32 protein-coding genes and 1 riboswitch are annotated in these 25,367 nt (G+C 44.6%); of the genes, 21 read left to right on the top strand and 11 right to left on the bottom strand.

Features of this window, described 5'->3' with window-relative positions:
- Window positions 1-17: 17 nt before the first annotated feature.
- The 21 genes from T546_RS0107190 (at window position 18) to T546_RS0107090 (ending at window position 15,260) form a co-directional block, all read left to right on the top strand.
- Entirely contained in the window at window positions 18-890 is an 873-nt protein-coding gene (locus T546_RS0107190; protein ID WP_026891032.1) for a carbohydrate ABC transporter permease, read from the top strand.
- 2 nt (window positions 891-892) lie between these two features.
- On the top strand, window positions 893-1,729 hold the full coding sequence (locus tag T546_RS0107185) for a carbohydrate ABC transporter permease (protein WP_026891031.1): 837 nt from the start codon (window positions 893-895) through the stop codon (window positions 1,727-1,729).
- Between the two features lie 25 nt (window positions 1,730-1,754).
- Window positions 1,755-2,555: a transketolase gene (locus T546_RS25265; RefSeq protein ID WP_026891030.1), complete on the top strand. Its 801-nt coding sequence runs from the start codon at window positions 1,755-1,757 to the stop codon at window positions 2,553-2,555.
- Window positions 2,556-3,518: a transketolase family protein gene (locus T546_RS25260; protein WP_051629654.1), complete on the top strand. Its 963-nt coding sequence runs from the start codon at window positions 2,556-2,558 to the stop codon at window positions 3,516-3,518.
- Window positions 3,499-3,894 carry a cupin domain-containing protein gene (locus tag T546_RS0107170; protein WP_026891029.1) on the top strand — a complete coding sequence of 132 codons (396 nt, stop codon included), beginning with the start codon at window positions 3,499-3,501 and terminating at the stop codon, window positions 3,892-3,894. Before T546_RS25260 ends, T546_RS0107170 begins: the two co-directional genes overlap by 20 nt.
- Window positions 3,895-3,908: 14 nt before the next feature.
- Window positions 3,909-4,565, top strand: a complete 657-nt coding sequence (gene fsa, locus T546_RS0107165) for a fructose-6-phosphate aldolase (protein ID WP_026891028.1) — start codon at window positions 3,909-3,911, stop codon at window positions 4,563-4,565.
- Window positions 4,566-4,672: 107 nt separating this feature from the next.
- Window positions 4,673-4,840 (top strand): cell envelope integrity protein CreD, encoded by a 168-nt coding sequence (locus T546_RS25530; protein ID WP_166429803.1) that lies wholly within the window; start codon window positions 4,673-4,675, stop codon window positions 4,838-4,840.
- A gap of 170 nt (window positions 4,841-5,010) precedes the next feature.
- Window positions 5,011-5,295, top strand: a complete 285-nt coding sequence (locus T546_RS0107155; RefSeq protein ID WP_026891027.1) for a hypothetical protein — start codon at window positions 5,011-5,013, stop codon at window positions 5,293-5,295.
- 59 nt (window positions 5,296-5,354) lie between these two features.
- On the top strand, window positions 5,355-5,642 hold the full coding sequence (locus T546_RS23030) for a carboxypeptidase-like regulatory domain-containing protein (protein WP_051629653.1): 288 nt from the start codon (window positions 5,355-5,357) through the stop codon (window positions 5,640-5,642).
- 36 nt (window positions 5,643-5,678) lie between these two features.
- On the top strand, window positions 5,679-7,409 hold the full coding sequence (locus T546_RS0107145; RefSeq protein WP_026891026.1) for a motility associated factor glycosyltransferase family protein: 1,731 nt from the start codon (window positions 5,679-5,681) through the stop codon (window positions 7,407-7,409).
- A gap of 29 nt (window positions 7,410-7,438) precedes the next feature.
- Complete coding sequence (locus T546_RS25255; protein WP_156951300.1) at window positions 7,439-7,603, top strand: hypothetical protein; 165 nt, start codon at window positions 7,439-7,441, stop codon at window positions 7,601-7,603.
- Between the two features lie 24 nt (window positions 7,604-7,627).
- Window positions 7,628-7,954, top strand: coding sequence for a carboxypeptidase-like regulatory domain-containing protein (locus T546_RS0107135; protein WP_026891025.1), 327 nt, complete (start codon window positions 7,628-7,630; stop codon window positions 7,952-7,954).
- On the top strand, window positions 7,951-8,250 hold the full coding sequence (locus T546_RS0107130) for a hypothetical protein (protein WP_026891024.1): 300 nt from the start codon (window positions 7,951-7,953) through the stop codon (window positions 8,248-8,250). Before T546_RS0107135 ends, T546_RS0107130 begins: the two co-directional genes overlap by 4 nt.
- Before the next feature lie 14 nt (window positions 8,251-8,264).
- On the top strand, window positions 8,265-8,516 hold the full coding sequence (locus T546_RS0107125) for a hypothetical protein (RefSeq protein WP_026891023.1): 252 nt from the start codon (window positions 8,265-8,267) through the stop codon (window positions 8,514-8,516).
- Window positions 8,513-9,493, top strand: a complete 981-nt coding sequence (locus T546_RS0107120; protein ID WP_026891022.1) for an NAD-dependent 4,6-dehydratase LegB — start codon at window positions 8,513-8,515, stop codon at window positions 9,491-9,493. The genes T546_RS0107125 and T546_RS0107120 overlap by 4 nt, the downstream gene beginning before the upstream one ends.
- Before the next feature lie 37 nt (window positions 9,494-9,530).
- Complete coding sequence (locus tag T546_RS0107115) at window positions 9,531-10,679, top strand: LegC family aminotransferase (protein ID WP_026891021.1); 1,149 nt, start codon at window positions 9,531-9,533, stop codon at window positions 10,677-10,679.
- 23 nt (window positions 10,680-10,702) lie between these two features.
- Window positions 10,703-11,749, top strand: a complete 1,047-nt coding sequence (locus tag T546_RS0107110) for a nucleotidyltransferase family protein (RefSeq protein WP_026891020.1) — start codon at window positions 10,703-10,705, stop codon at window positions 11,747-11,749.
- Window positions 11,746-12,411 carry an acetyltransferase gene (locus T546_RS0107105; protein ID WP_026891019.1) on the top strand — a complete coding sequence of 222 codons (666 nt, stop codon included), beginning with the start codon at window positions 11,746-11,748 and terminating at the stop codon, window positions 12,409-12,411. Before T546_RS0107110 ends, T546_RS0107105 begins: the two co-directional genes overlap by 4 nt.
- Complete coding sequence (gene neuB, locus T546_RS0107100) at window positions 12,386-13,381, top strand: N-acetylneuraminate synthase (RefSeq protein ID WP_026891018.1); 996 nt, start codon at window positions 12,386-12,388, stop codon at window positions 13,379-13,381. Before T546_RS0107105 ends, neuB begins: the two co-directional genes overlap by 26 nt.
- Window positions 13,378-14,541, top strand: coding sequence for a UDP-N-acetylglucosamine 2-epimerase (neuC, locus tag T546_RS0107095; protein WP_026891017.1), 1,164 nt, complete (start codon window positions 13,378-13,380; stop codon window positions 14,539-14,541). The genes neuB and neuC overlap by 4 nt, the downstream gene beginning before the upstream one ends.
- A complete protein-coding gene (locus tag T546_RS0107090; RefSeq protein WP_026891016.1) occupies window positions 14,541-15,260 on the top strand; it encodes an acylneuraminate cytidylyltransferase family protein in 720 nt (239 codons plus the stop codon). Before neuC ends, T546_RS0107090 begins: the two co-directional genes overlap by 1 nt.
- Before the next feature lie 228 nt (window positions 15,261-15,488).
- Here the strand turns inward: T546_RS0107090 and T546_RS0107085 are convergent, their stop codons facing one another.
- The 11 genes from T546_RS0107085 to yiaK all read right to left on the bottom strand — a co-directional run bounded on the left by T546_RS0107085 (window position 15,489) and on the right by yiaK (window position 25,342).
- Complete coding sequence (locus tag T546_RS0107085; protein ID WP_026891015.1) at window positions 15,489-15,923, bottom strand: GNAT family N-acetyltransferase; 435 nt, start codon at window positions 15,921-15,923, stop codon at window positions 15,489-15,491.
- Between the two features lie 113 nt (window positions 15,924-16,036).
- Entirely contained in the window at window positions 16,037-16,504 is a 468-nt protein-coding gene (locus tag T546_RS0107080) for a cupin domain-containing protein (protein ID WP_026891014.1), read from the bottom strand.
- A 49-nt stretch (window positions 16,505-16,553) separates the two neighbouring features.
- A complete protein-coding gene (locus T546_RS0107075) occupies window positions 16,554-18,386 on the bottom strand; it encodes an alpha-amylase family glycosyl hydrolase (RefSeq protein WP_026891013.1) in 1,833 nt (610 codons plus the stop codon).
- Window positions 18,387-18,415: 29 nt separating this feature from the next.
- Window positions 18,416-20,227, bottom strand: a complete 1,812-nt coding sequence (locus tag T546_RS0107070; protein WP_026891012.1) for an ABC-F family ATP-binding cassette domain-containing protein — start codon at window positions 20,225-20,227, stop codon at window positions 18,416-18,418.
- A 27-nt stretch (window positions 20,228-20,254) separates the two neighbouring features.
- Entirely contained in the window at window positions 20,255-21,010 is a 756-nt protein-coding gene (locus T546_RS0107065) for an exodeoxyribonuclease III (RefSeq protein ID WP_026891011.1), read from the bottom strand.
- A gap of 111 nt (window positions 21,011-21,121) precedes the next feature.
- Entirely contained in the window at window positions 21,122-21,439 is a 318-nt protein-coding gene (locus tag T546_RS0107060) for an energy-coupling factor ABC transporter substrate-binding protein (protein ID WP_026891010.1), read from the bottom strand.
- Between the two features lies 1 nt (window position 21,440).
- On the bottom strand, window positions 21,441-22,190 hold the full coding sequence (locus tag T546_RS0107055) for an energy-coupling factor ABC transporter permease (protein WP_026891009.1): 750 nt from the start codon (window positions 22,188-22,190) through the stop codon (window positions 21,441-21,443).
- 31 nt (window positions 22,191-22,221) lie between these two features.
- Window positions 22,222-22,353 (bottom strand): hypothetical protein, encoded by a 132-nt coding sequence (locus T546_RS26100; RefSeq protein WP_278246294.1) that lies wholly within the window; start codon window positions 22,351-22,353, stop codon window positions 22,222-22,224.
- Window positions 22,318-22,503, bottom strand: a riboswitch (cobalamin riboswitch). Its footprint overlaps the gene before it by 36 nt.
- A 37-nt stretch (window positions 22,504-22,540) precedes the next feature.
- Entirely contained in the window at window positions 22,541-23,380 is an 840-nt protein-coding gene (locus T546_RS0107045) for an energy-coupling factor ABC transporter ATP-binding protein (RefSeq protein ID WP_026891008.1), read from the bottom strand.
- A gap of 17 nt (window positions 23,381-23,397) precedes the next feature.
- The gene (gene cbiQ, locus T546_RS0107040; RefSeq protein WP_034598300.1) at window positions 23,398-24,165 is read right to left on the bottom strand and encodes a cobalt ECF transporter T component CbiQ; all 768 of its coding nucleotides are present in this window, start codon (window positions 24,163-24,165) and stop codon (window positions 23,398-23,400) included.
- A gap of 175 nt (window positions 24,166-24,340) precedes the next feature.
- The gene (gene yiaK, locus T546_RS0107035) at window positions 24,341-25,342 is read right to left on the bottom strand and encodes a 3-dehydro-L-gulonate 2-dehydrogenase (protein ID WP_026891006.1); all 1,002 of its coding nucleotides are present in this window, start codon (window positions 25,340-25,342) and stop codon (window positions 24,341-24,343) included.
- Window positions 25,343-25,367: the final 25 nt, after the last annotated feature.

Genomic DNA, 25,367 nt, shown 5'->3' with positions numbered 1-25,367 from the left:
GTCAGGAGGAAATACCTATGGTTAAAAAACCATCCATATGGCCCTATGTATTAGTGGCTCCGGCAGTGATTATCATCCTGTGCGTGGTATTTATACCGGTTATCAATGCAATCATTATGAGTTTCCAGAACTATGATTTAAGAAGACCCAAGGAAATTGGATTTAACGGACTTTCCAATTACAGAGCAGCTTTCATGGATCCCCTCTTTTTTAGTTCACTCATACGAACCATACTCTGGGTCGTATGCGGAGTAGGCTTTCAATTTCTGTTTGGTTTTATTCTGGCTCTTCTTCTGAATAAGGAGTTTACCGGAAGGGGAGTGGTACGGGCGGTGAGTATGATCCCCTGGGTTACGCCGGGAGTTTTGATTGGACTTATGTGGAGATGGATCTACGATGGTAACTTTGGAGTGCTGAACGATTTGTTATTAAAGTTTCATATCTCGTCACATAAAATTCCGTTTCTTTCTCAGGTGACCACAGCATTTCCAAGTGTCATTGTAACAATTATATGGCAGGGAATCCCTTTTTTTGCACTTATGCTTCTTGCTGCCTTACAGGGGGTACCTACCGAAATCTACGAGGCGGCAAGCATTGATGGAGCGTGTTCCTGGAAAAAACTTATTTTAATTACCATTCCATCCATCAAAAATACTATTTATGTAACAGCTCTGCTTCGTGTTATCTGGGTCGCCAATTCTGTGGATGTGATCTTTAATATGACAGAAGGCGGACCGGCCTATTCTACCCAGACGCTAAGCGTTTATATTTTCAATAAGGGAAATGCGCTTAATCTTGGCTATGCATCGGCAATGGCATTATTATTAGCAGTCCTTCTGTTGTTTGCAGCTGTACCATATTTAAAAATGAACTTTAAAGAGGAGGTATAAGGATGAAAAAGCAAGTCAAGTTAAAAGACATCGTTTGTGTTTACCTGCCTCTGTTCGTCATTTTGCTTTTCATATTATTTCCATTTTATTGGACTCTCATTACATCGTTAAAGCCTGCGGACGAATTATACGGCATGGACGTAACATACTGGCCGAGAGTTTTAACGCTTGAGTCTTATGGAAAGCTTTTTACTACCACCGTTGATTTCTTTGGGGCAATGAAAAACAGCTTCATTACAGCGACAATGACAACCATTGTATCATTAACAGCCTCCACGCTCGCGGCATATGCATTTTCCAGATATCAATTTGCCGGAAGAAAGATTCTTATGTGTACGTTCCTTTGCAATAATATGTTTCCTACAGTATTGCTGCTGATTCCGCTGTATTCCATCATGCGAAAAATGGGGCTTTTGTATACACCTGCTTCACTGATTTTATCTTATACCACGTTTACCATTCCGTTTTCCGTATGGCTGCTGCTGGGGTTCTTAAATGACCTTCCCATGTCTCTGGAGGAAGCTGCCCTGGTAGACGGCTGCAACAGAGGCGTCGCCTTTGTAAGGATCATTCTTCCAATTCTTGGCCCCTGCCTGGTTGCTACCGGCGTTTACATCTTTATGACATCATGGAATGAATACACCTTTGCCGTGATGTTTACCAATGCGGAAACACGTACCATTCCCGTTGCATTAAAAAGCCTGATCGGACAGCTTGGAGTTCAGTGGGATTTGCTTACGGCGGGTGGCATTATAACCATCATACCAGTATGTATCATGTTCTTTTTCGCTCAAAAGCGTTTAGTGGAGGGCCTGACAGCAGGAGCTGTAAAAGGTTAAGCCTATCATAAGGAGGAAGTTATTTATGCAGTACGATTTAAAAGCAAAGGAATTGCGGGGAGAAATACTCAAAATGCTATTTGCCTGCCAGTCAGGACATCCGGGCGGATCCTTATCCTGTGTGGAAATGCTTATGTCTCTCTATTATGAGGTGATGGAAGTGGACCCTGAGCATCCGGATAAGCCTGACAGGGACCGCCTGGTATTAAGCAAAGGTCATGCCTGCCCGGCATTATATGCAATCCTTGCAGACATCGGCTATTTCCCAAAAGAGGATTTAGCAGGACTCAGACAGATTGACAGCCATCTTCAGGGGCATCCGGACTGCACTAAGACACCGGGAATTGATATGAATACCGGTTCTCTGGGACAGGGAGCATCACTTGCCATGGGTATGGCGCTTGCCGCAAAGCACGGAGGTGAATCCTATCACGTGTACGCAGTTCTTGGCGATGGGGAATGCCAGGAAGGACTTGTGTGGGAAGCCGCAATGGCAGCCGCTCATTACCATCTGGATAATCTCACCTTCCTTTTGGATTATAATAAGCTTCAGATTGATGGAAGCAATGAAGAAGTTATGGGTCTTGGTGATATTAAAAAGAAATTTGAAGCATTTGGGTTTGCGTGCACGGAGGTTGACGGACATGATATCAGAGCCATAACTAAGGCTTTAAAAACTCCCATAACCGGAAAGCCGAAATTCATCTGCTGCAACACCGTTAAGGGAAAAGGAGTTTCCTTTATGGAGAGTCAATATGGCTGGCATGGAAGACCAATGAATCCAGAAGAATTTGCCCAGGCAATGAAAGAGCAGGAGGTAGTATAAATGGGAAAGTCTTTGAGAGTCGCTTATGGAGAGTCCCTGGTAAAATTAGGGTCAGAAAATGAAAAAATAGTGGTGCTTGATGCAGATCTCGCACACGCCACCCAGACATGTATGTTTCAAAAGGAATTCCCAGACCGCTTCTTTAATATGGGAATTGCAGAGGCAAACTTAATGTGCACCGCGGCAGGCTTTGCAGATAAAGGCTATATTCCATTTGCAAGTACCTTTGCCCTGTTCGGCGCAGGACGGGCTTACGAGCAGATAAGAAACTCTATTTCTTATACCAACGCAAATGTGAAATTCGGATTTTCCCATTCAGGACTTTCTGTAGGAGAAGACGGCGGCAGCCATCAATCCATTGAGGATATTGCACTGATGAGAGAGATGCCCAATATGACTATTTTTGTACCCTGCGATCCTGAGGAAACAGAGAAAGCAGTTCAGGCGGCAGCCAAAATCAACGGACCAGTCTATATCCGCGTAGCAAGGCCGGTTTGTGAAGACATTACAACAACGGATACCCCCTTTATTCCAGGCAAAGCCAATGTCATGAAAGAAGGAAATGATATCTGTATCATATCCTGTGGCCTTATGATTCCTGAAGCGCTAAAGGCTTCCAGGGAGCTTGAGAAAGAAGGAATATATGCTTCCGTTGTGAACATGCATACCATCAAACCAATTGATAAGGACATTATCCTAAAAATGAATGAAATCTGCAAAGGAATTGTCACACTGGAGGAGCATTCTGTAATCGGCGGTCTCGGCTCTGCAGTTGCAGAGGTTCTGGCCGGCCATAACGGTGCCAGGTTTAAAAGCCTGGGAATTCAGGATAAATTTGGAAAATCCGGAAAGCCAGAACAGCTTTTTGAGGCATATGGACTGACCGCCAGGCACGTAGTAACGACTTGTAAAGAGCTCTTAAGGGAAAGGGAGGATACAAATGATGAGTATAACAGATTTTGAATTTACCGGAGAAGGAATGCAGAGAGTTTATGAGAACGAGAAATGGACGGTGGGAATCAAGAACTGGAAGCCAGCCAATGATATAACCGGCATTGATTGTCTGGAAAGACATAATAAAACAGATGAACTCTTTGTCCTGACAGAAGGTGCATGCACCCTTATTTATGCCAATGAAACAGACAATGGCCTGGAATTTAGTTCTGTTCAAATGGAGCCGGGGAAGGTTTTTAATATACCGGCGACCTTATGGCACAACACCATCACGCAAAAGGACACAAAAATGATTTTAATAGAAGATTCCAATACTTCTATGGAAAACAGTGATATATTTAACCTGAATGAAAAACAGATTGCTGCCATAAGAAGTCTGGCATAAAGGAAGAAGAGAATATGAAATTTTATATTGATACAGCTAATGTGGAAGAAATCATAAAGGCAAATGATATGGGAATCATCTGTGGTGTCACTACCAATCCTTCCCTGATTGCAAGGGAAGGGAGAGTTTTTCACCAGGTCATAAGGGAAATTACTGGCATTGTGGACGGGCCGGTCAGCGGGGAAGTTAAGGCAACAACCATTGATGCTGCCGGCATGATCCTGGAAGGAAGAGAAATCTCCGCCATTCATCCCAATATGGTGGTTAAAATTCCAATGACAACAGAAGGGTTAAAGGCGGTTAAGGTTTTAAGCAAAGAAGGAATCAGAACCAACGTAACTCTTGTTTTTTCCAGCGCACAGGCTCTTTTAGCCGCACGCGCAGGAGCTACTTATGTATCACCGTTTCTGGGGCGCCTTGAGGACATTTCCATGAAAGGCATTGTCCTGATCAAGGAAATTACCGAGATATTTAAAGCCGGGCAAATTGAAACTGAAATTATTGCCGCCAGTATCCGCAACCCCATTCACGTAACGGATTGTGCAAAAGCAGGTGCCCATATTTCAACTGTTCCGTATAAGGTATTGGAGCAAATGGTAAACCACCCTCTGACTACCCAGGGAATTGCAAAATTTCAGGCTGATTATAAAGCAGTATTTGGAGATCATTAAAAATGGTATGAACCCCTGGTGCTTTTTCAAAGCACTCTCAGAAAATACCAGTGTACTTGCCCCCCTTGCTGAGGTACAATTAATTAAAAAAATAAGGGGTACATACAATGTCAAATTTCTATCGGAATAAGGATGATTCTTATCAATATGGCTTAGCTACAGGCCTCTGCATTGGTCTGATTATTGGAGCAGTAATTAATAATCTTGGAATAGGGTTGATATTCGGCCTTTCCCTGGGATTACTCTATGACAAGGGTTTTTTTAAGAAGCGGTAACAGGATAATACGGCAGGCATGAACGTTCTCATGCCTGCCGTATTTTTTACTTTATTTCTCCTTAAATCGCCTGAACGCAGGCTTTGGACTGCCTAGTCACTCTATTTCATTCAAGACATACTATAACATAGAAATACGTATTTCTAATGAGAATTTGAGGGGGCGTTTTTATGGCTAACTATAAACCGATTGCGAAAACTATTTTGGCCTCTGTTGCTGATTCCGGACAGGTGATCGTTTCAAAACTTTCCACAACCAGCTGGGGGCTTTTGTTGCTTCGTGGTACTGCTGTCTTTAGCAATACCATTTTAAGGAGCGGTGCTGTTGCGATTTGGGAGAGCACAAAACTAACCACAGAAGAGCCAGATCTTGTAACATTTACAGATGCTAACGCAAACTATGGTATTACAACCAGAGCCGGCGTCATACTTCGGTTAAAATTTTACAGTAGGTAATCACTTAGGGGTGTCCAGTCACGGTTTAAGGACACCCCTGATTAAGGAGGTGGGGAACGTTGTCAAACTTATGCTTTACAGGCTGTCAGCTCATCTGTTTGGGAGTTGTGACTGCTGATGCAGTGGCTCCCGGCAGTTCTTTACTGCTTCTTACGGGAACCGTTTACAGTCCATCGGGAATCCCTCTTTCCAATGCCGCGGTTGAAATTCTATCCTATCAGCCTGAAAGTCCTGGGGAAGTGGTCCGGTTAGGACTCACCTTTACCCTTCCAGACGGGACCTATGCACTCTCTCTTCCCAGAATTCCTGGCAGACAATATAAGCTTCGGGCATTTTCGTCCATATGAAAAAAGCCAAAAAGGCGACATTTTATGGAGGATACTATGAAAAAAGTCAAAACTTCAGATGGATACTCCGTCTACCGTATAAAAAAAGACCGGCAGTATCATTTACTGGCAGACAGTACCAGCTACAGAAACAACATTAGGGATCTTTTAAATACGCTAAGTGATTTAAAATTTGACTCCCTGATTTTTTTATTTGGAATTGATACAGGCGATTATCTGCCGGAATTAAAAAAGGTGCTGAGCTCAAAAAATCAAGTCATTATATTTGAACCGAATCTCACCATATACCGCAGCTTCTCCAGTGATCCGGGGAATAACATAAAGCTGGTGTACTATAAGGAAGATGTGGCAAAGAAGATTTTTGAAGAAAATATTAACCTAAAGAACATTAACAATATTTACTTCTTTTCCTTTGGCAATTACAGTACCGTGTATAAAAAGGAACATGACAGGCTTATCGAGCATCTGGACTGGACGATTATAAAGACTGCCTCCCAGGTGTCGTTAGCCAGGCGCTTTAAAAAGATATTTATTAAAAATATGATTGCCAACATGAAGCTGATCCACCAGTCCACCCCCATCCACCGCTACCTGTTTTCCAATGCGGGAGTACCAGCCATCGTGGTATCGGGAGGGCCTTCCCTGGATAAGAACATAGAAGACATGAAAAATCACAAAGACAGGTTAAAGGATTGCTTTATTATTACGGGAAGCAGAACCGTAGATGCCCTGATTAAAAATGGAATTACCCCTGATCTCATCGTATCGGTGGATCCGGTGGATGCCAACTTTGATATGATGAAGGAGCATTTGGATCTTACGGTGCCTCTTGCCTTTTATGAGTACAGCAACCGGTATCTTATGAAACAGTATAAGGGAGAAAAAATCTTTATCTCCCTGCTGCTTTCCCACACCGTAAAAGGCATGGAGCACTTAAAGGCTGTCTACTGCGGCGGCTCTGTTTCACATGCCTGCATTGACATCGCTGCTATGCTTGGCTGCTCTCCCATTTTACTAATCGGTCAGGATCTGGCTTATACGAACCAGAAGCATCATGCGGACAGTGCTACATTTCTCTATGACAGCACCATAAACTATGCACCGCAGACCCTGGTAAAGGACATAAACGGTCAATGGGTCGGCTCCACGGTGACTCTTGATTATTTCAGAAAAAACCTTGAGCTTTATATCAATCAATACAAGGACCATCCCTTTATCCGCTTCTTTAACTGCTCCTACGGAGCTGAAATAAAAGGGGCCCCTCACAAGGAGCTTGATGAGATGCTAGGTCACGGTGACTTCTCAAAGAAGAAGGTTCCATTTCTTCCAAGTCATGAACTGACCCTGGATTCAAAGGATATTGTTAAGTCCCTGATGGAATTTTTAGAAGATTCTATCATTAAGACGGATCAGGGCCTGGAGCTATGTGAGACCATACGTCTGGAGAATGCGACCAAATCTCTTGTTGAAGTCGAGGAGGATGACATTGATCTTCAGCGTATCCTCTATATCCTGCATCTGGTAAACAGCTTTGAAAACCACCCCTACACCAGTTACCTGGGGGGATATTACAGTGAATTTCTCTATGAAATAAAGGAAGAGCATAATTCCATGCCGGCAAAGGATTTTGAACGGCTGACCTCTGACCTTCAATATCAGGCCAACTTCTTTTATGAGTACTTTTCAAAGCTCCATGAGATTTTAACAGAGATCAGGGATACTGCCCGTTCTACGGTATCAGAATTTTATGAATCGCATATAGTTTAATAAATCTGCCGGAAGGAAAGAGGATTTGTATGGAACAGGATAATAAGAAAGAGATCATGGATGGTAAATACAAAGAAATAAAGATCAATAAAATGATTGTAAACGGCAAAGAGCAGGAAGGCAATATCATTCACGGGGAGGACACCAAGAACCTACAGGAATTAAACGTGACGGTTTATACCCAGAACGAGTAAGGGTGAAAGGAGGGGGGAGTTTCAATGGACGGCCCCAAAAGGAACACATTTACGATCCGGGGTTCCAAGCTTCTGCCGTGGAGAGAAAATCACTATAACTTTCATCTAAGCCGGGATCATCACCAGATCATAAAAGGAACGGTATATTCAGAGGAGGGGACCCCCTGCGCCGGTGCTTCCATTATGCTCACTCAAATCGATGAAGGGAACCAGGAACGTCTTGTCCTTGGCTATGCCGTGACCGATGAGGCCGGGCAGTATCTTTTTTCCCTTGAAGCAAAGCCGCAGATGAAGTATGAGCTGTCGGTCTATGCTCCCCTCATAACAAACCAGAAGGAGGACTCTTCTTGAGCGGTTATACTGAACTGATTATTTCACCTGATAAATTTAATAATCGTAACGTGGCTCAGGCGGTGATCACCATGGAAGCCTCCTGTGAAGTATTATTAACGGGTACTGTATTAAACCCACAATGTCAGGCCATTGAAGGTGCCGTGGTCCGCATCACTGAGGTCAACATCTTAAAAGAGAAAACGCTTCTCGGCTATGTCTTAACCAACCAGTTTGGCGAATTTGCGGTTTCTGTTTTAAAAAATCCCCAGATTGATTATCAGCTTGATATGTTTGAGCCGGTCCAGAGCATTTAAGAAAGGGGAATCTTATGGCACATGCAATCATTCGCGGCCTGGTCCGGCACACCAACCGCGTCCCTGTTGTGGGAGCCGTAGTTATCCTGGAACGGCTGGTCCCTGTGTTTAACGAGGAACGGAAGGAAGAAGACTTATCAAGCGTTTATTTAGGCCATACCCTGACCAACCGGCATGGAGAATTCTGCTTTGCCGTTTCTGACAGAACGAGCACGTATCGTGTCAAGGTATTTGATAACAGCCACGGAGAAGGGAGAAATCCATGAAAAAGGTGCTGGTGACCGGAGCCGATGGTTTTATCGGTAGCCATCTTACCGAAGAGCTGGTTCTAAAGGGGTATGAAGTCAGGGCACTTGCTTATTACAACTCCTTTAACAGCTATGGCTGGCTGGATACCCTGCCAGCTTCTATAAGAAATGAAATCGAGATTATAAGCGGAGATATCAGGGACTCCAATGGGGTTAGGGCCTGTCTTTCCAGTATTGATTCTGTCTTTCATCTGGCAGCCCTCATTGCCATTCCCTACAGCTATCAGTCTCCCGATTCCTATGTAGATACCAATGTAAAAGGAACCTTAAATGTCCTTCAGGCAGCCAAAAGCCTGGGAACCAGTAAGGTGCTCATCACCTCAACCTCAGAGGTCTATGGAAGTGCGGACTATGTTCCCATTGATGAAGCTCACCCAAAAAAGGCCCAATCCCCCTATGCCGCCACGAAAATAGGGGCAGACCAGCTTGCTCTGTCCTTTTACCGCAGCTTTTCCCTGCCGGTGACCATTGTCCGTCCCTTTAATACCTACGGACCCAGACAATCTGCCAGAGCGGTAATACCAACCATTATCAGCCAGCTTCTGGCCGGAAAAGAAGAGATTCGTCTGGGCAGCCTTACGCCTACCAGAGACTTTAATTATGTAAAGGATACGGTAAACGGCTTTATAGAAATAGAACGCTCCCCCGAAACCATGGGAGAAGAGATAAACATAGCAAGCGGCAAAGAAATCTCCATCGGCGATCTGGCAGAGGAACTCATACGCCAGATTAGTCCAGAATCCAGAATCCTTTGCGAGGACCAAAGGCTCCGCCCAGAAAAGAGTGAGGTAACAAGGCTTCTTGGCTCCAATGAAAAGCTGACTCGTCTCACCCAATGGAAGCAGGAATATTCCCTATCCGTTGGCCTTCAAAATACCATTCAGTGGATCAAAGAGAATGGGGACCATTTCCGGACAGACCAGTACATTGTTTAGACCAGTACATTGTTTAGACCCATAGGAAGGGAGTCATATGATACCGTTATCCGTTCCTGTTTTAAAAGGAAATGAAAAGAAATATATGGACGATGCCATCACAAGCGGCTGGGTCTCCACCGCCGGCAGCTATGTGACCCGCTTTGAAAGGGAAATGGCAGACTACTTAAAGGTTCCAAACACTGCCGCTGTACAAAGCGGCACGGCAGCCCTCCACCTGGCTATGCTTCTTTCCGGCATTAAAAGGGGTGAGGAGGTCATCGTTCCTACTCTCACCTTTATTGCCGCAGTTAATCCTGTGACATACTTAGGAGCACACCCCATCTTTATGGACTGCGACCATACCCTGAATATGGACTTGGAAAAGCTGGAGAGATTTCTAAAAACAGAGTGTACCAAAACTCAGGAAGGCCTTTTAAACCGCTCTACAGGGCGGATCATAAAGGCTGTTGTCATTGTTCATGTCTTTGGCAATATGGCTGATATGGAAACCCTTCTAAGCTTGTGCCAGGAGTACCATCTAAAACTGATTGAAGATGCAACGGAAGCACTTGGCACCAAATACACCGAAGGAAGCTTAAAGGGCAGGTTTGCAGGCACCATAGGAGATTTTGGTGCTTATTCCTTTAACGGCAATAAGATAATCACCACTGGCGGAGGCGGTATGATCACTGCCAGAAATGAGGAGGATCTAAAAAAGGCCGTATACTTATCCGCACAGGCTAAGGATGATCCATTTTACTACGTTCATCATGAAGTCGGCTATAACTACCGTATGACCAACATTCAGGCAGCCCTGGGCGTGGGACAGCTGGAGTGTCTGGAAGAGTACATTGAAAAAAAGAGAAAGAACTACGTTTATTACAAGAGCTTATTAAAAGACAGAGACGATGTCACACTTCTTCCATTTTGTGAAAAGGCCAGAAATAACCATTGGTTTTATTCCCTGCTCTTAAATGACCACAAATCAGGGCGGGATGCACTTATGGCCAGGTTAAGGGAATCCGGCATTGAAACAAGACCCATCTGGAAGCTAAATCACACCCAGACCATGTATGAGGACTGTCAGGCGTATTATATTGAGAAAGCACCCTTTTACCAGAGCAATGTGATCAATCTTCCTTGCAGCGTTAACCTTAAGGAAGCTGACGTGGTTTTTATTGTTAAGGCCCTGAATGAAGGGTGATTACCAGAAGGAGGATGGCTTACATGGACGTAAAGAAATTCTCAATTTCACCTGATGATTCCATCAGAACAGCAATCCGGCAGTTAGATGAAACGGCTAAGAAACTCCTGGTGGTAGTTCGAAACGACAAGCTGGTGGGGGTAATTACGGACGGAGACATCCGACGCTGGATACTAAAAAATGAAAATCTATCCATGGCCGTAAGCCGCATTATGAACACCTCTCCTATCGTTATCACACGGTCAGAAACTCCCCTGGCCCTTGATATCATGAGAGAGAAAAAGATTGAAGGACTTCCACTTGTAAATGAACACATGGAGGTTGTAGATATTTTATTCTGGAATGAGCTGAATTCCTCTGAGGAAAGGGTAACAGAGGGCAAAAAGGTTCCTGTGGTCATCATGGCAGGAGGAAAAGGTTCCAGACTCTATCCTTATACTAAAATTATACCAAAACCCTTAATTCCCATTGGGGATACCCCCATCGTGGAACGAATCATGAATCAGATGATGTCTTACGGTTTTACGGAATTCTATCTCACAGTCAACTACCGAAAAGAGCTGATTAAAGCGTATTTTAACGATGATGACCGTTATCATCTTAACTTTATAGAAGAAAAGGAGCCACTTGGTACCGCAGGCTCTCTCTCACTTTTAAAAGACAAAATCACAGACAGCTTCTTTGTCAGCAACTGCGATATATTAGTGGACGTGAATTACGAAAAACTTCTGGACCATCATATAAAAAATGAAAATCAGATCACCGTAGTCACTGCTATGAAAAATTATGAAGTTCCTTATGGCGTGGTCTCACTGGATGAAGAAGGCTGCATACAGGCCTTAAATGAAAAGCCCAGCTATGAATTTCTCGTCAGCACCGGTCTATACGTTCTGGAAAAAGGCACATTAAATGATCTCCCGGAAGGAGTCCCATTTGATATGCCGGATCTGATCCGCCTCTGTCTGCAAAACGGGAAGAAAGCTGGTGTGTATCCGGTGATGGACAGCACCTGGCTTGACATGGGTGAATTCAGTGAAATGAGAAAAATGGCGGAGCGTATGAAGCTATGAAAAAAAAGCTGATACTAATTGGTGGAGGCGGCCATGGAGAAAGCGTCATTGATTCCATTCGTTCTGCCAATGAATACGAAATCATTGGTATTCTGGACCAAACGCTTGAGGCAGGCACATCCATTTCAGGCATTCCGGTTCTGGGAACCGATGAACTCCTATCTGACCTTTGCCATCAGGGAATCTCTTACGGTGTCATCGCCGTAGGAAGCCTGGGAGACCCCCATCCAAGAATCAGGATCTATGAGACCTTAAAGCAGAAGGGGTTAGCTTTGCCTAACATCATAGATAAAAGTGCAGTCCTATCTCAGGATGTATCAATGGGAGAAGGCAGCTATGTTGGCAAGGGTGTTATCCTTGGGGCCGGGGCGGTTCTTGGTAAAGGCTGCATCATTAACACAGGAGCAATTATAGAACATGGCGCAAACATCGGGGACTTCGTTCACATCGCCCCTGGCTGCGTTCTGTGCGGCAATGTGTCCGTAGGGGAAAATACTCACATTGGAGCCGGAACTACAGTCATTCAAAATATCACCATAGGAAGCAATGCCATGATTGGGGCCGGAAGTCTCGTATTAAGGAATATTTCTTCCCATACTCTGGCTTACGGAAGGCCTGCAAAGGAGGTTGGTGTTTATGAACAGAGTTATGATTATCGCTGAAGCAGGGGTAAACCATAATGGGGACTTGGATACAGCCAAAAGGCTGGTGGATGCGGCAAGGGAAGCGGGCGCCGATGCGGTGAAATTTCAGACCTACCGCACCGAGTTTTTGGCTGTCAGGGACGCAATAAAAGCAGATTATCAGTACCGGAACACAGGGAAAAGTCTCTCCCAATATGAAATGCTTAAAGAACTTGAGCTATCCTATGACAGCTTCAAAGAACTTTCTCTTTATTGCGCTTCCCGCAATATCATGTTCTTATCTTCCCCATTTGATGAAACAAGCATGGAATATCTGGACCAGCTAGGAGTTGGAATCATAAAAATCCCCTCTGGAGAAATTACTAATTACGGGTATTTAAAGAAAGCTGCTTCCTTAAAAAAGCCAATCATTCTCTCTACCGGTATGTCTACTATGGAAGAGATCGGGGAGGCACTGGATCTTCTTGATGAGGGTGGTCAGGATATCACTCTGCTCCACTGCACCAGCGCTTATCCCACCCCAATGGAAGAAGTGAACTTAAATGCCATGTCCCATATGAAACAGGTATTTTCAAGAAGCATCGGATACTCCGACCATACCATGGGAATCGAGGTTGCAATTGCCGCTGCTGCCCTGGGTGCCTGCGTCATTGAAAAGCACATGACCCTTGATAAGACCATGCCTGGACCAGACCACAGACTGAGCCTGGAGCCGAAAGAATTTAGACATATGACCGACAGCATAAGAAACATTGAGATAGCTTTGGGAAACGGATATAAGGAACCATCGAAGGAAGAATGTAAAAACCGGGACCGGGTGAGAAAGTTTCTGGTGGCCTCCAGGGACATAAAAAAAGGGGAGCCATTTACCGTGGATAATCTGTGCGCCAAACGCTGTTCCCCTGGAATCTCTCCCATGAGGCTTAAAGCCCTCCTTGGAACGCCTTCTGACAGGGATTATAAGATGGATGAGAGGATTATAAAATGATGCGGTTATGCGTAGTAACAGGCAGCCGGGCGGAGTACGGTCTATTGACTCCAGTCATTCGAAAAGCCATGGCCGATCCTTATATAAAGCTTCAGATGGTAGTGACCGGCGCTCACATGGATTCCAGATTCGGTTCCCCTTACCGGGACATGGAACTGGACGGGATAACCATAGATGAAACCGTGGAAATGAATCTGGCCAGCGACACTTCCTATGGAATCTGTAAATCCATGGGCCTTGAGCTCATTGGCATTTCTAAGGCTTATGAGAGGTTAAAGCCGGATATGATACTGCTTTTAGGCGACCGCTATGAGATCTTTACCGCTGCAAGCGCTGCCGCCATTTGCCGGATTCCCATTGCTCATATTCATGGGGGCGAGCAGACAAGGGGCGCCTATGATGACTGTATGAGGCATGGAATTACCAAAATGAGCTACCTTCATTTCACCAGTACAATGGAATATAGGAAGCGGGTGATACAACTGGGAGAAGCTCCGGAGAGAGTCTTTCACGTTGGAGCTCTGGGTGTGGAAAGGCTGAAAGAGCTGTCTTTCCTATCCATAAAGGAACTGGAGCAGTCCTTAAACCTTTCCCTTGGATCTGAACTTGCCCTGATCACATTTCACCCTGCCACACTTGAAACAACGAGTGTTGAGGAACAAATAAAACCACTCTTTCAAGCCCTGGATTCTCTCCCCTGTTTGTTTGCAGTATTTACTGGAAGCAATTCAGATACAGGTGGAAGCCGAATCAATGAATTGGCTGCCGATTATGCAAAATGCCACCCGGAACGGGCTGCTTTTTTTACGTCTCTGGGCTCACTTCGTTATTTAAGTCTTATGAGCCACTGTCAGGTGGTCATAGGAAACTCATCCAGCGGAATTATTGAGGCTCCCAGCCTTAAGGTCCCAACCGTGAACATCGGTACCAGACAAATGGGGCGGGTAATGGCAGACTCTGTGATAAATTGTGATGATTCCTATGACAGCATTCTATCGGCCGTTCAGAAAGCATTGGAAGTTGACTGGGTAAATTCCTCCCTCCATAATCCTTATGAATATCCGGGTACCAGCGGAAAAATAATTTCTGAAATAAAGCAGGCGTTTCAAAATGGGATTGAACTGGAGAAAGAATTTTATGATATTGATTGGAGTTTGTAATGTATGAGAACAAACGGTTTCTAGCATTTATACCAGCCAGAAGTGGTTCCAAGGGATTGCCCAATAAGAACATCAAGGAGCTGAATCATAAGCCACTCATGGCATATACCATAAAGGCCTGTAAAAATGCTGGTATTTTTGACGATATTGTTGTCTCTACAGATTCGGAGCAGTATAGGGATATTGCGAATCAATGGGGGGCAACTGCCCCATTTTTAAGGCCTGCATGGCTTTCAGGGGATAAAGCTGCCACAAAGGACGTGATCATTCATGGAATCAAAGAGATGGAACGGCTGGGAAAGACGTATGATTACATCATGCTGCTCCAGCCTACGTCTCCCTTGAGAAATGAAATGCATATAAGAGAGAGCGTGAAACGTTACTTTGAGACAGGAGCAGATTCCATGGTCAGCGTATGTCCCTTTGATTGTAACTGTTATTTGGCTGTGACCCTTAAGAAATCTGGTGAGATTGTGATGCCATCTCTCCATGATAGACAGATAAGAAGGCAGGATGTCTCATCAGGATATCGGGTGAATGGGGCTGTCTATCTTACCTCTGTGCCATTTTACTTAAAGCACGAGAACTTTTATGCCGGGACCACCTATCCTTACTTTATGAACCCACTACATTCCATTGATATTGACGATGAGTATGAGTTTTATCTGGCGGAGCTTCTTCTAAAAAATGGTGTGCCTGAACATCTAAATGAAACATAAGATTATAATAAATTGAATTAGGTATGGTTGTATTTTCAGATGTAAATGTAGGCACTTCCACATCTGCATTGGCGCTTATTTATGTAAACCATAACAACCGCGTAATTTATCTGCCCTGTATTCCTAAAAAATAATACAGAAAAAACGGCGGGCTAAGAAATAAAGATAGCCAGCCGTTTGTAGATATATATCTTATGAAACAATATTATCTTACTTATGATATTTAATTTAGTTGTTATCCTGGTTCAGGCTAATATTTCTATAAGTCAAATCGTCTCGCATCTCAAATCCCAGACCTTCCCAGAATTGATTCCCTAACTCATTTGTGGAATACACCACCAGTGCAGCCTTATTTATATTTTGATGTTTCAATGCTTCAAGCACCCGGTTCACTAAAGCACTTCCGATGCCTTTTTTCCGATAGTTCTCTTTAACGGCAGTATGATAGATATAGCCTCTTCGTCCATCATGACCGCATAAAATCACTCCTGCCAAATCACCTTCATACTCTGCCACAAAACAAGTATATGGATTTCGCAACAAGAACTGGTTGATTCCTTCCTTAGAGTCATCTAAACTACGCATTCCCATTCCAGGTGTGGTACACCATAAATGGTTCACCAAATCATAATCTTCTATTTTCATTAAGCGAATTTGATTCATTTTACCCTCTCCAAATAATACAGCTATGCGAACTATTTCACACCTATATACATTCCATGTAAACTGGCTCCTGATATTGCTTGCTCTTCACTTATTGCAAGGTGATGCTGCCTTTACTTTATCGGATTAGGATCCGGATACCACGTGTTACTAATATCCTTTCCACTAAAACACCGTTTTTCCCCATTGGATTTATGCATATACATATCTTCCTCCGGATAGTAACAGGTATCTTCTGGTTCATTGGTACCGACATCCAAAATCTCCAATACCTCATTGCCTGAATTATAAAAGGTATGGGCGATATTCTCTCCAGCTGGCTTCCCTATAAAATCTCCGATACTGACTTCCTTCTCTTCCCCATTTAACTTAAGAGTCCCCGTCCCGGAAAGTATGAGAAAGAACTCCTCCTGTTGTGAATGACTGTGATACCGGGTGCTGTAGGTACCCGGCGGGACATAATCTATATTTACATAAATCTTACGGTTCCCACCGGCCTCCCCCAATGATTTCGTCATTAAGCCCACCTTATCCTGCCAGATAAACTGGTCTGATAGCTGGTTTATGTTTTTGATTTCCATTCAATTCTCCTCTATTTAAGAACGACAACTCCTGCTTAAACCAGACACCTTATTTCCCCATGAACACAACAATTGTCCTTGGCGGAACCATAAATTGTCTTCCCTCCGCTTTTGGTTCTTTCCCAGAGTCATACATCCCGTTGATCTCTTTTTCATCGGTATGAAATACCACGCGCCAGGACTTTCCTTCCTTCAGACTTGGCAAATCAAACTGATGAGGTTCCCAGTGCATGTTAAAGGCTGCATAAAAACTGTCATCCTTCGTCCCGTCCGCCTTCTTCCCATACTCACCCCAGTAGAAAATCCCAAGCTGACGCCTGAAATTCTCAAACTCCGGGCACCATGCTCTCACACCATGATAAGACATATCCGGCAGACCGCAGACCAGATAATCCATTAACTTAGGTTCCTTTTCCATATGAAACACGGGATGAGACTTCCGAAACGCAATCAGGGCCTTCACAAACTCAAAAATATCCTGATTCTTCTTTAAGAGATTCCAGTTAAGCCATGATATCTCGTTATCCTGACAATAAGCATTGTTATTACCTGACTGGGTATGGCCAAACTCATCTCCTGCCATGATAAGTGGGGTTCCCTGACTTAAGAACAAAAGTAAAAATGCATTCCGCAGCTGCTTTTTTCTAAGCTCCACCACAGCCTTTTTTCTGGTAGGCCCCTCAGTTCCGCAATTCCAGGAGTAGTTATAAGGGGTCCCATCCTGATTGTTCTCCCCGTTCCCTTCATTGTGCTTGGTATCATAGGATACCATGTCCATCATGGTAAACCCATTGGTAGATGCCATGAAGTTAATCACTCCCCGGTCAGGCGGATTGTTCCTTAAGCGAAATGCCAGGTTCTTCATCTGGTCTTCATCCCCCTTAAGTACCCGGCGCATATCAATAAGAAATCCATCATTGCACTCAGCCAGATGTTTTCTTCCGCCTTCCTTCTCCTCTTCCCAGGAATGAGCCAAAAGCTTTAACCGGCTTAAATAAGGGTCATTTCTCAACAGCTCCAGAGGCAGAAAGCCTGACAAATGGATTCCGTCTAAATGAAATTCCTCCGCCCAGAAACGAACCACATCAAGAACAAAGGAGGCAGGCTCCTTACCATTAAAGTAAAGCTCCGCAATTAACTCCATGCCCTCTTTATGAAGGGCTTTGACCAAACTTTTTAATTCCGTCCCCGGATTCGTCCCCTCGGAAGCATAAGATGCCTTCGGGGAAAAGTAAAATCCAGGTCCATATCCCCAATAATTGATTTTTCCAGTAGGTCTATCCACACCAAAGGGGTTCCCGGGCACACGTTCCGGCAGGATTACCTCCTGAAATTCATTGACCGGCATAAGCTCCACCGTCGTAATACCCAATTCCTTTAAGTACGGAATCTTTTCGAGGATCCCCTGAAATGTCCCTTTTTCCTTCACGCCAGAGGAGCTATGGTTTGTAAACCCACGGCAATGCATGCGGTAGATGATGGTATCTTCATAAGGGATAAAAGGCAGACTATCTCCCTGCCAGTCAAAGTCCACCGATTCCACTGGTGAGAGTAAGATATCCTGAACACGTTCCAGATCTCCCCAGGTATCCCGGTTTAAGAACCGTTTCCCATAAGGGTCAGAAAAACGTTTGCCGTCCATTTCAAAACAGTAGGAAAGACCGGAAAAATCAGTTCCAAGCACCGTCATGGAAAAGACATTTCCTCTTCTTGTCTCCTGGGGAAAGGGAAGGCTCAATATCGGCTCCTTCTCTCCCTCTTTAAATAGCAAAAGGCTTACGTTATCTCCTTCTGCGGCTGTGCAAAGATGAATCCCGCCGGGCACCATATGAAGCCCCATGGGATAGTTGTCATTTCCGGCCTTAATCCTGTACTGTTCCATACATCTTCTCCTCTGCCACTTCGTCCCCTTTACTGGTTGTTGATTTGCTCTGCCAGTTCATTTAAGTACATCCAGCGTTCCATTTTCTCTTCCAGAAGCTGTTCTTTTTCCGTCTTTTCCTTCATCAGGGCATTTAACTTGCTGTAATCTCTGGCTGCTTCAGCCATCTCGACCTCCAGCCCTTCCAGAGCCTCTTCCAAGGCACCGATTTCATCTTCAATGGTATCCCATTCTTTTTGTTCCTTAAAGGAGAATTTAAGCTTTCGTTCTGATTTTGGCTTTTCCTGCTTCTTTTTCTCGCCGCTTTCAGCCTTCTTTAAAGCTCCGTCCTTTGATTCCGTTCCCTCTGGGTTCTTTGCTTCATAAGCCGCCTGATAATCGGTAAAGCCGCCCTCATACTGAGTCACCCTGCCATCGCCTTCAAAGGCAAAGATACGCCGCACCACACGGTCCAGGAAATACCGGTCATGGGAAACCGTAATTACAATTCCTAAAAAGCTGTCCAGATAATCCTCTAAAATAGTCAGAGTCTGAATATCAAGATCATTGGTAGGCTCATCAAGAAGCAGTACATTGGGTGCTTCCATAAGAATCCGTAGGAGATAAAGTCTTCGTTTTTCTCCACCTGAGAGCTTTTCTACGGTGGTATATTGAACGCTTGACGGGAACAGGAAACGCTCTAACATCTGAGAAGCGCTGATGCTTCCGTCCTTTGTTTTTACATACTCAGCCACATTTCGAATGTAATCGATGACCTTTACACTGCCATCCATGTCTTCGCTCTCCTGGGAGAAATACCCCATTTTAACCGTCTGTCCCACGGTGATCGTACCGGAATCCGCTTCCTGCCATCCAGCGATGATCTTCATCAGCGTAGATTTTCCGCTTCCGTTAGGCCCGATAATGCCGATACGGTCATTCTTTAAAAAGATATAGGTAAAGTCCTTCATAAGAACCTTATCACCATAGGCCTTACATATATTTTCAAGCTCCACCGTAGTTCGTCCCAGACGGCTGGAAATGGAATCCAGTTCCACGGTCTGATCAAATTCCAGGCCCTTCTGGTCACGGAGCGTCTCATACCGTTCAATATGCGCCTTCTGCTTGGTAGAACGGGCTCTTGCTCCACGCTGCATCCATTCAAGCTCCACACGAAGTATGGACTGGCGCTTTCTCTCGCTGGCAACGGCCATATCCATACGCTCTGCCTTAAGCTTTAAATAGCCTTCGTAATTGGCCTGATAGCTGTATAGCTTTCCCTTATCCAGCTCAACAATCCGGTTGGTCACGCTGTCAAGAAAATACCGGTCATGGGTTACCATAAGAAGAGCCCCTTTAAAGCGGCGCAGATAATCCTCCAGCCAGTCTGCCATGCTGCTGTCCAAGTGGTTGGTCGGCTCGTCAAGAACTAAAATATCAACTGTAGACAGAAGAACGCTTACTAAAGCGACCCTCTTTCTCTGTCCCCCGGATAAAGTCTCCACTTTAGAATCAAAGTCAGTAAAGCCCAGTCTGGTCAGCATTGCCTTTGCCTGGCTCTCCAAATCCCACACGTGGTCATGCCCTTCATTTTCCCGGACAATGCTTTCTATGATGGTATCCCCTTCGTGAAAAATGGGATTCTGGGATAAAAACCGAATGTCCAAGTTTCTTCCCTTTACCACATTTCCCTCATCCGGCACCTCAAGTCCTGCAACGATTTTAAGAAGCGTGGATTTTCCCGTGCCATTGATGCCGATGAGACCAATCTTCTCTCCTTCGTTGATGCTGAAGCTGGTGTCATCAAACAATAGCCGTTCTGTATATGATTTTGTTAAATGCTCAATCGTCAGTAAATTCATTCCTTATCCTTTTCTCCTGTCTGTCCTTTAGCGGATCACAAGCTCCACCGGGCAGTGGTCTGAACCAAGTACCTCTGTATGGATGGCCGCACTTACAAGCCTGTCCTCTAAGCTTTCTGAAACGCAGAAATAGTCAATACGCCACCCTGCATTCTTTTGTCTGGCACTGAACCGATAAGACCACCAGGAATATACTTCCTCCTGATCCGGATAAAAATAGCGGTACGTATCAATAAAGCCAGCACCAATGAGATTGGAAAACTTCTCTCTCTCTTCATCGGTAAAGCCTGCATTTTTCCGGTTGGTCTTTGGGTTCTTTAAGTCAATCTCTTTATGGGCCACATTTAAGTCCCCGCAGAAGATCACTGGCTTTTTCTCCTCCAGCTTTTTCAAATAAGCAAGAAATGCTTCCTCCCAGGTCATGCGGTAAGGAAGTCTTGCCAGCTCATTCTGGGAATTAGGAGTATAGCAGGTAACCACATAATAATCTTCAAATTCTGCCGCAATGACTCTGCCTTCTTTGTCGTGCTCCTCTTCCCCAATTCCGTAAGCAACGGAAATAGGCTCGTCCTTAGTATAAATAGCAGTTCCGGAATAGCCCTTTTTCTCCGCATAATTCCAGTACTGATAATAGCCTGGGGTCGGAAGATCGATCTGTCCTTCCTGCAGCTTACTTTCCTGGATACAAAATACATCTGCATCCACTTCATTAAAATAATCCAAAAATCCCTTCTCCACACAGGCACGAAGGCCATTTACATTCCAGGAAATCATTTTTTTCATCATTCATCACCTCAAATTAAAGATAGGATTAGTATACCATTTTCCTGTAGTTTCGAAAAGGGGGCACCGCATAAACTGCGATTACCCCCTGATTTATAAATATTTTATTCTTTAGCTCTGCTTTTCCTGCCATTTTTTCCGTTCCACAAACCGCCCCATGAAAAATGCCAGAACTCCCACTCCGATTCCTGTCTGAAGACAGAAAATCAGGCTCTCCACTTCTCCGGGAAGCTCTCCGCCGATCATAGTCTCCAGCACCGGAGTGAACCATGGCTCATATTCTGTTCCGCGAATCTCAGAAATCATCTGGCTTCCTGCGTCATCAGAACCGCCAAACTCCGCTCCCTTGATCGCAAAGAGAGGAATGACTGCAATGAGGCACACGAGAAGTAGCAGCACCGCCATAATCTTTTTATTCTTCTTTGTCATCTTAACCCACCTCCTTGGAAAATCCGATTGACTTTAACTCTGGAAGTGCATAAGTCTCAAGAGTCATAACAATCACAGCTGTGAGGATTCCCTCAATGATTGCAAGAGGAAGCTGAGTCGGTGCAAATACTCCTAAGAACTTAATAGCAGAAGCCCCTACACCGCCAACCTCTGATGGATAGGCAAGGGCAAGCTGAATGCTGGTCACGCAGTATGTAAAGAGATCACCCAACATGGCAGCCAGGAATACGCTGACAAGCTTATTGACCTTTAAGCCTCTGCACAACTTATATATACCAAAAGACACGAAAGGTCCTGCAATCGCCATGGAGAAGGTATTAGCCCCAAGGGTGGTAAGTCCTCCGTGCGCCAGCAAGATAGCCTGGAAAATCAAAACAATGATTCCAAGAATGCCGACCGCCGACGGCCCAAACAGGATAGCTCCAAGGCCGGTCCCTGTCATATGGGAACAGCTCCCTGTGACAGACGGAATCTTTAAGGAGGAAATCACAAAGACAAATGCACCTGACATGGCAAGGATTGTCATTGCTTTCCGATTCTCCCGAAGGGTCTTCTTAATGGAGAAAAATCCCGCTGCCAGAAATGGTACACAGATTGCTCCCCAGGCAATACAGTATTTCACCGGCAGATACCCCTCCATAATATGCATGGCAAAGGCACTTGGAACAATTCCAAAAGCCAGTGCAAATGCGGTTGCAAGCTTCATGATACTTTTTTCTTTCTTACTCATTTGTTATTCTCCTTCCAATAAAATAAGCACCTTACATCCGACGATTCCCACTCATCAGACAGGCGCTCTTTAAGGGAATCCTTTGTACCACAAAAAATCCCCCGCACCGGTCATCGCTCGTAACCGGCGCGCAGCGAAATGAAAGGCAGGTCTTCTGACTCATGCATCCTCACAGCAGTTCCTCTTCCCAGTTTCCCAGTGATGTATGGAACTGTGCTCCACATTTACAGCGGCGGGACCGTAAGGGATTCTCACCCTTTTCCCTATTATCCTGCGGAGAATTTTCACAGGCACCTTTCACAAAATACTCTCTTATTTTAGCCTTAATACCATATTCTGTCAAATTATTTTCATTTGCCAGATACTGCTGCCAACATCGCCTCAAGCTCCTTTGCATGCCTGGGACAGATGGCATCCTTTTGTAAGACTCCATGTCTTACCAGACTTTCAAATACCTCTAAAATCACTGGCTTTCTTAAATTTGCTTCTTCCAATACCGCAGGAGAATCAAATACCTCTCTTATGGGACCGTCTGCAATCAATCGACCTCCCGAAAAAACCAGAGCACGCTCTGCCCACTGAAAGGCGAAATCCACATCATGTGTGGAAATGAGAAGAGTTTTCCCCAAATCAGACAACTCATCCAGAACTTCCTTTAACATCACCACATTGACCGGATCAAGAGAAGCCGTCGGTTCATCAAACAGAATCATCTCTGGTTCCATGGCAATGATATCCGCAATGCTCACCCGCTTTTTCTCCCCTCCGCTTAAATAGTGAGGAGGCCTCTCCTCCATTCCAGTCAGATTCATGGCCGCCAGTGCAGAATGAACCCGCTTTTTAACTTCCTCTTTTGGAAGCCTTAAATTCATGGGGCCAAAGGAGACCTCAGAAAAAACCGTTGATGCTATGATCTGGTTATCTGCATCCTGAAATACGATTCCAACATTTTTACGAAGCTCCTGAATGTTCTTCCTCCCGATTTCCTTTCCCTTATAAGCGATTTTACCCCCATCTGGAGTAAGAACGCCGTTAAGAGTCAAAAATAAGGTAGATTTTCCAGCTCCATTGGAACCAAGCACTGCAACCTTTTCCCCTCTTTGCACAGTCAGGTCAATCCCTTTTAAAGCTTCTTTTTCCTGACCGTAGGAATAACGAATCCCCTCCGCTTTTAATAGTACATCTTCCATCGCATACCTTCTTTCTCTTATGGTACCAGTATGTAAATCAGAATGAGAATCAGGAAATAACTTAGGGCAGCCATAACCTGCCACGGTCTGACCCCTTTTTCCTCTGATAGAAATAATAGCTCTCCATCGTAACACCTGGCTGTCATAGCATCGTAATAAGTCCCTGCCCTCTTTAGGGATACCACAAACAGATTTCCTGCACTGCTTCCAAACGTCCGGCATGAGGTTTTAAAATCCTGGTAGCCAAGTCTTGATACAGCCGCCTGCTTCATAAGGCGCTGGGTATCCGTCATAACAAAAATGAACCGGTAGATCATGTGCATCAGCTCTATTATTAACTTTGGCACACGGAGGTCCTTTAAGACACCGATAATCTCACTGGCTGGAGTAGAAAGAACCAGCATATACATGGCACTTAATGCTCCAATTGCCTTTAAGACCAGTTTAAGAGCCGTCACGCCTCCCTCTTTTGATACCCAAACATAATGCCCGAATCCATGAAACAACACGTAACCAAATGGCCTTGAAGATATTTCAATCACAATGGCAACCGTCCCCAGGATGAGAAAACCAAGGGGTATTTTAAGAAGATTTATATACTTTAAAAAGGTAAGTCCCCCTCCCCATAAGATAACTGCAGACATCGTAAGAAGTACCGTCACTGATACCCAGAAGCGGTCCGCCCCAATGCATAATATAAGAGTCCCCATGGCCACAGCTGCTTTCAATTGTGGATTGATACCTCTCATACGAGATGCATACGCATAATGATCAATGGTTTCCATCGTTCTCACCTCCTTTCCAAGGCTGATTATACGTCATAAGATGTAATTGTGCAATTGCGGTTCATAAATAATAGCAAGTAGGTTTCCTATTTGGGAAAATGCAAAAAAATACCCGAAACAGATATCCGTTAAATGATCTGTTCCGGGCACTCTTATTACATCTTTATAAACCTTACTACATGGCAAGTACTTGATTCCACTTTTCTTCCGCAACGGGGATGCCTTTTTCCATATTTTCCTTTATGGCTATGGCTTCCGGCTCTCCGGGATACAGCACCTTTCCATTTTCCTCTACTGGTACAGAGGACTTGATATCCGCTATAATATCGTCTACAATTTTATCGGTTAGCTCCATAGAGTTTGCTTTTGAAGGATCGATTGCTATCATCACCTGTGTAAGACCAACTTCATCTCCAAACGTATCTATGATATGCACCGGATTTCCATTGGTTAGAACGGTACCAATTAAATCAAGGGCAATTGAAATTCCACTTCCCTTCCAGTATCCCATAGGAAGAACTCTCCAGCTTTTTTCAATCTCTGCCGGATCCGAGCTTAAATTTCCCTTTGTATCATATCCTCCAGGTACAGGAAGATTTTGTCCCTTTAGTCTGTACTCCTCCAGCTTACCATAGGAAAACTGGGACACAGCACAGTCGATGACCACATGCTCTCCACTGCTTCTTGGGACCGCGAAAATAATTGGATTGTTACCAATCTTCTTATCCATACCACCCCATGCCGGCATATTCGCACATGTATTGGACCAGCAGATTCCGATGCAGCCTTGGTCAGCCGCCTGAAATCCGTAGCTTCCCCCACGCATCCAATGATTGTTATTTCCCAGAGCCACGATACCAACTCCATATTGCTTTGCCAATTCACAGGCTCTGTCCATCGCAAGCTTTGCATTCAGCGGGCCAAAGCCTCTATGGCCATTCCAGCGTTCCAGTGCTCCTAATTGCAGCTCGCACTCGGCTGTAATATCCGGATCAATCTCACCCTTTTCCAAATATTCCACTACTCTTGGAAACCGGTTCAACCCATGAGAAGCAACACCTGCAAGGCTGTTCTGAGCGAAAATCACGGCTGCAGCTTCTGCCCGTTCTTTTTGAAACCCTTTTTTTTCAAGGACTCTTTTAAATTCATTTACCATTGTATCATACGGAACTCTCATCATTTATCACTCTCCCTGTCAGCAC

This window comes from [Clostridium] aerotolerans DSM 5434, assembly GCF_000687555.1.
Taxonomy (GTDB): Bacteria; Bacillota; Clostridia; order Lachnospirales; family Lachnospiraceae; genus Lacrimispora; species Lacrimispora aerotolerans.
This window is presented reverse-complemented; position numbering and strand designations above follow the sequence as displayed.

Bases quoted from the DNA above. Each gene is read 5' to 3' on its own strand.
- T546_RS0107065 (WP_026891011.1), bottom strand. From the start codon at position 21,010: ATGAAAAAAATGATTTCCTGGAATGTAAATGGCCTTCGTGCCTGTGTG.
- T546_RS25265 (WP_026891030.1), top strand. From the start codon at position 1,755: ATGCAGTACGATTTAAAAGCAAAGGAATTGCGGGGAGAAATACTCAAA.
- T546_RS0107075 (WP_026891013.1), bottom strand. From the start codon at position 18,386: ATGGAACAGTACAGGATTAAGGCCGGAAATGACAACTATCCCATGGGG.
- T546_RS0107085 (WP_026891015.1), bottom strand. From the start codon at position 15,923: ATGAATCAAATTCGCTTAATGAAAATAGAAGATTATGATTTGGTGAAC.
- T546_RS0107170 (WP_026891029.1), top strand. From the start codon at position 3,499: ATGAGTATAACAGATTTTGAATTTACCGGAGAAGGAATGCAGAGAGTT.
- cbiQ (WP_034598300.1), bottom strand. From the start codon at position 24,165: ATGGAAACCATTGATCATTATGCGTATGCATCTCGTATGAGAGGTATC.
- T546_RS0107070 (WP_026891012.1), bottom strand. From the start codon at position 20,227: ATGAATTTACTGACGATTGAGCATTTAACAAAATCATATACAGAACGG.
- T546_RS0107145 (WP_026891026.1), top strand. From the start codon at position 5,679: ATGAAAAAAGTCAAAACTTCAGATGGATACTCCGTCTACCGTATAAAA.
- T546_RS0107120 (WP_026891022.1), top strand. From the start codon at position 8,513: ATGAAAAAGGTGCTGGTGACCGGAGCCGATGGTTTTATCGGTAGCCAT.
- T546_RS0107080 (WP_026891014.1), bottom strand. From the start codon at position 16,504: ATGGAAATCAAAAACATAAACCAGCTATCAGACCAGTTTATCTGGCAG.
- T546_RS0107110 (WP_026891020.1), top strand. From the start codon at position 10,703: ATGGACGTAAAGAAATTCTCAATTTCACCTGATGATTCCATCAGAACA.
- T546_RS0107105 (WP_026891019.1), top strand. From the start codon at position 11,746: ATGAAAAAAAAGCTGATACTAATTGGTGGAGGCGGCCATGGAGAAAGC.
- T546_RS0107090 (WP_026891016.1), top strand. From the start codon at position 14,541: ATGTATGAGAACAAACGGTTTCTAGCATTTATACCAGCCAGAAGTGGT.
- yiaK (WP_026891006.1), bottom strand. From the start codon at position 25,342: ATGAGAGTTCCGTATGATACAATGGTAAATGAATTTAAAAGAGTCCTT.
- T546_RS25530 (WP_166429803.1), top strand. From the start codon at position 4,673: ATGTCAAATTTCTATCGGAATAAGGATGATTCTTATCAATATGGCTTA.
- T546_RS0107115 (WP_026891021.1), top strand. From the start codon at position 9,531: ATGATACCGTTATCCGTTCCTGTTTTAAAAGGAAATGAAAAGAAATAT.
- T546_RS0107060 (WP_026891010.1), bottom strand. From the start codon at position 21,439: ATGACAAAGAAGAATAAAAAGATTATGGCGGTGCTGCTACTTCTCGTG.
- T546_RS0107125 (WP_026891023.1), top strand. From the start codon at position 8,265: ATGGCACATGCAATCATTCGCGGCCTGGTCCGGCACACCAACCGCGTC.
- neuC (WP_026891017.1), top strand. From the start codon at position 13,378: ATGATGCGGTTATGCGTAGTAACAGGCAGCCGGGCGGAGTACGGTCTA.
- T546_RS0107190 (WP_026891032.1), top strand. From the start codon at position 18: ATGGTTAAAAAACCATCCATATGGCCCTATGTATTAGTGGCTCCGGCA.
- T546_RS0107045 (WP_026891008.1), bottom strand. From the start codon at position 23,380: ATGGAAGATGTACTATTAAAAGCGGAGGGGATTCGTTATTCCTACGGT.
- T546_RS0107155 (WP_026891027.1), top strand. From the start codon at position 5,011: ATGGCTAACTATAAACCGATTGCGAAAACTATTTTGGCCTCTGTTGCT.
- T546_RS0107135 (WP_026891025.1), top strand. From the start codon at position 7,628: ATGGACGGCCCCAAAAGGAACACATTTACGATCCGGGGTTCCAAGCTT.
- neuB (WP_026891018.1), top strand. From the start codon at position 12,386: ATGAACAGAGTTATGATTATCGCTGAAGCAGGGGTAAACCATAATGGG.
- fsa (WP_026891028.1), top strand. From the start codon at position 3,909: ATGAAATTTTATATTGATACAGCTAATGTGGAAGAAATCATAAAGGCA.
- T546_RS0107185 (WP_026891031.1), top strand. From the start codon at position 893: ATGAAAAAGCAAGTCAAGTTAAAAGACATCGTTTGTGTTTACCTGCCT.
- T546_RS0107055 (WP_026891009.1), bottom strand. From the start codon at position 22,190: ATGAGTAAGAAAGAAAAAAGTATCATGAAGCTTGCAACCGCATTTGCA.
- T546_RS25255 (WP_156951300.1), top strand. From the start codon at position 7,439: ATGGAACAGGATAATAAGAAAGAGATCATGGATGGTAAATACAAAGAA.
- T546_RS25260 (WP_051629654.1), top strand. From the start codon at position 2,556: ATGGGAAAGTCTTTGAGAGTCGCTTATGGAGAGTCCCTGGTAAAATTA.
- T546_RS26100 (WP_278246294.1), bottom strand. From the start codon at position 22,353: ATGAGTCAGAAGACCTGCCTTTCATTTCGCTGCGCGCCGGTTACGAGC.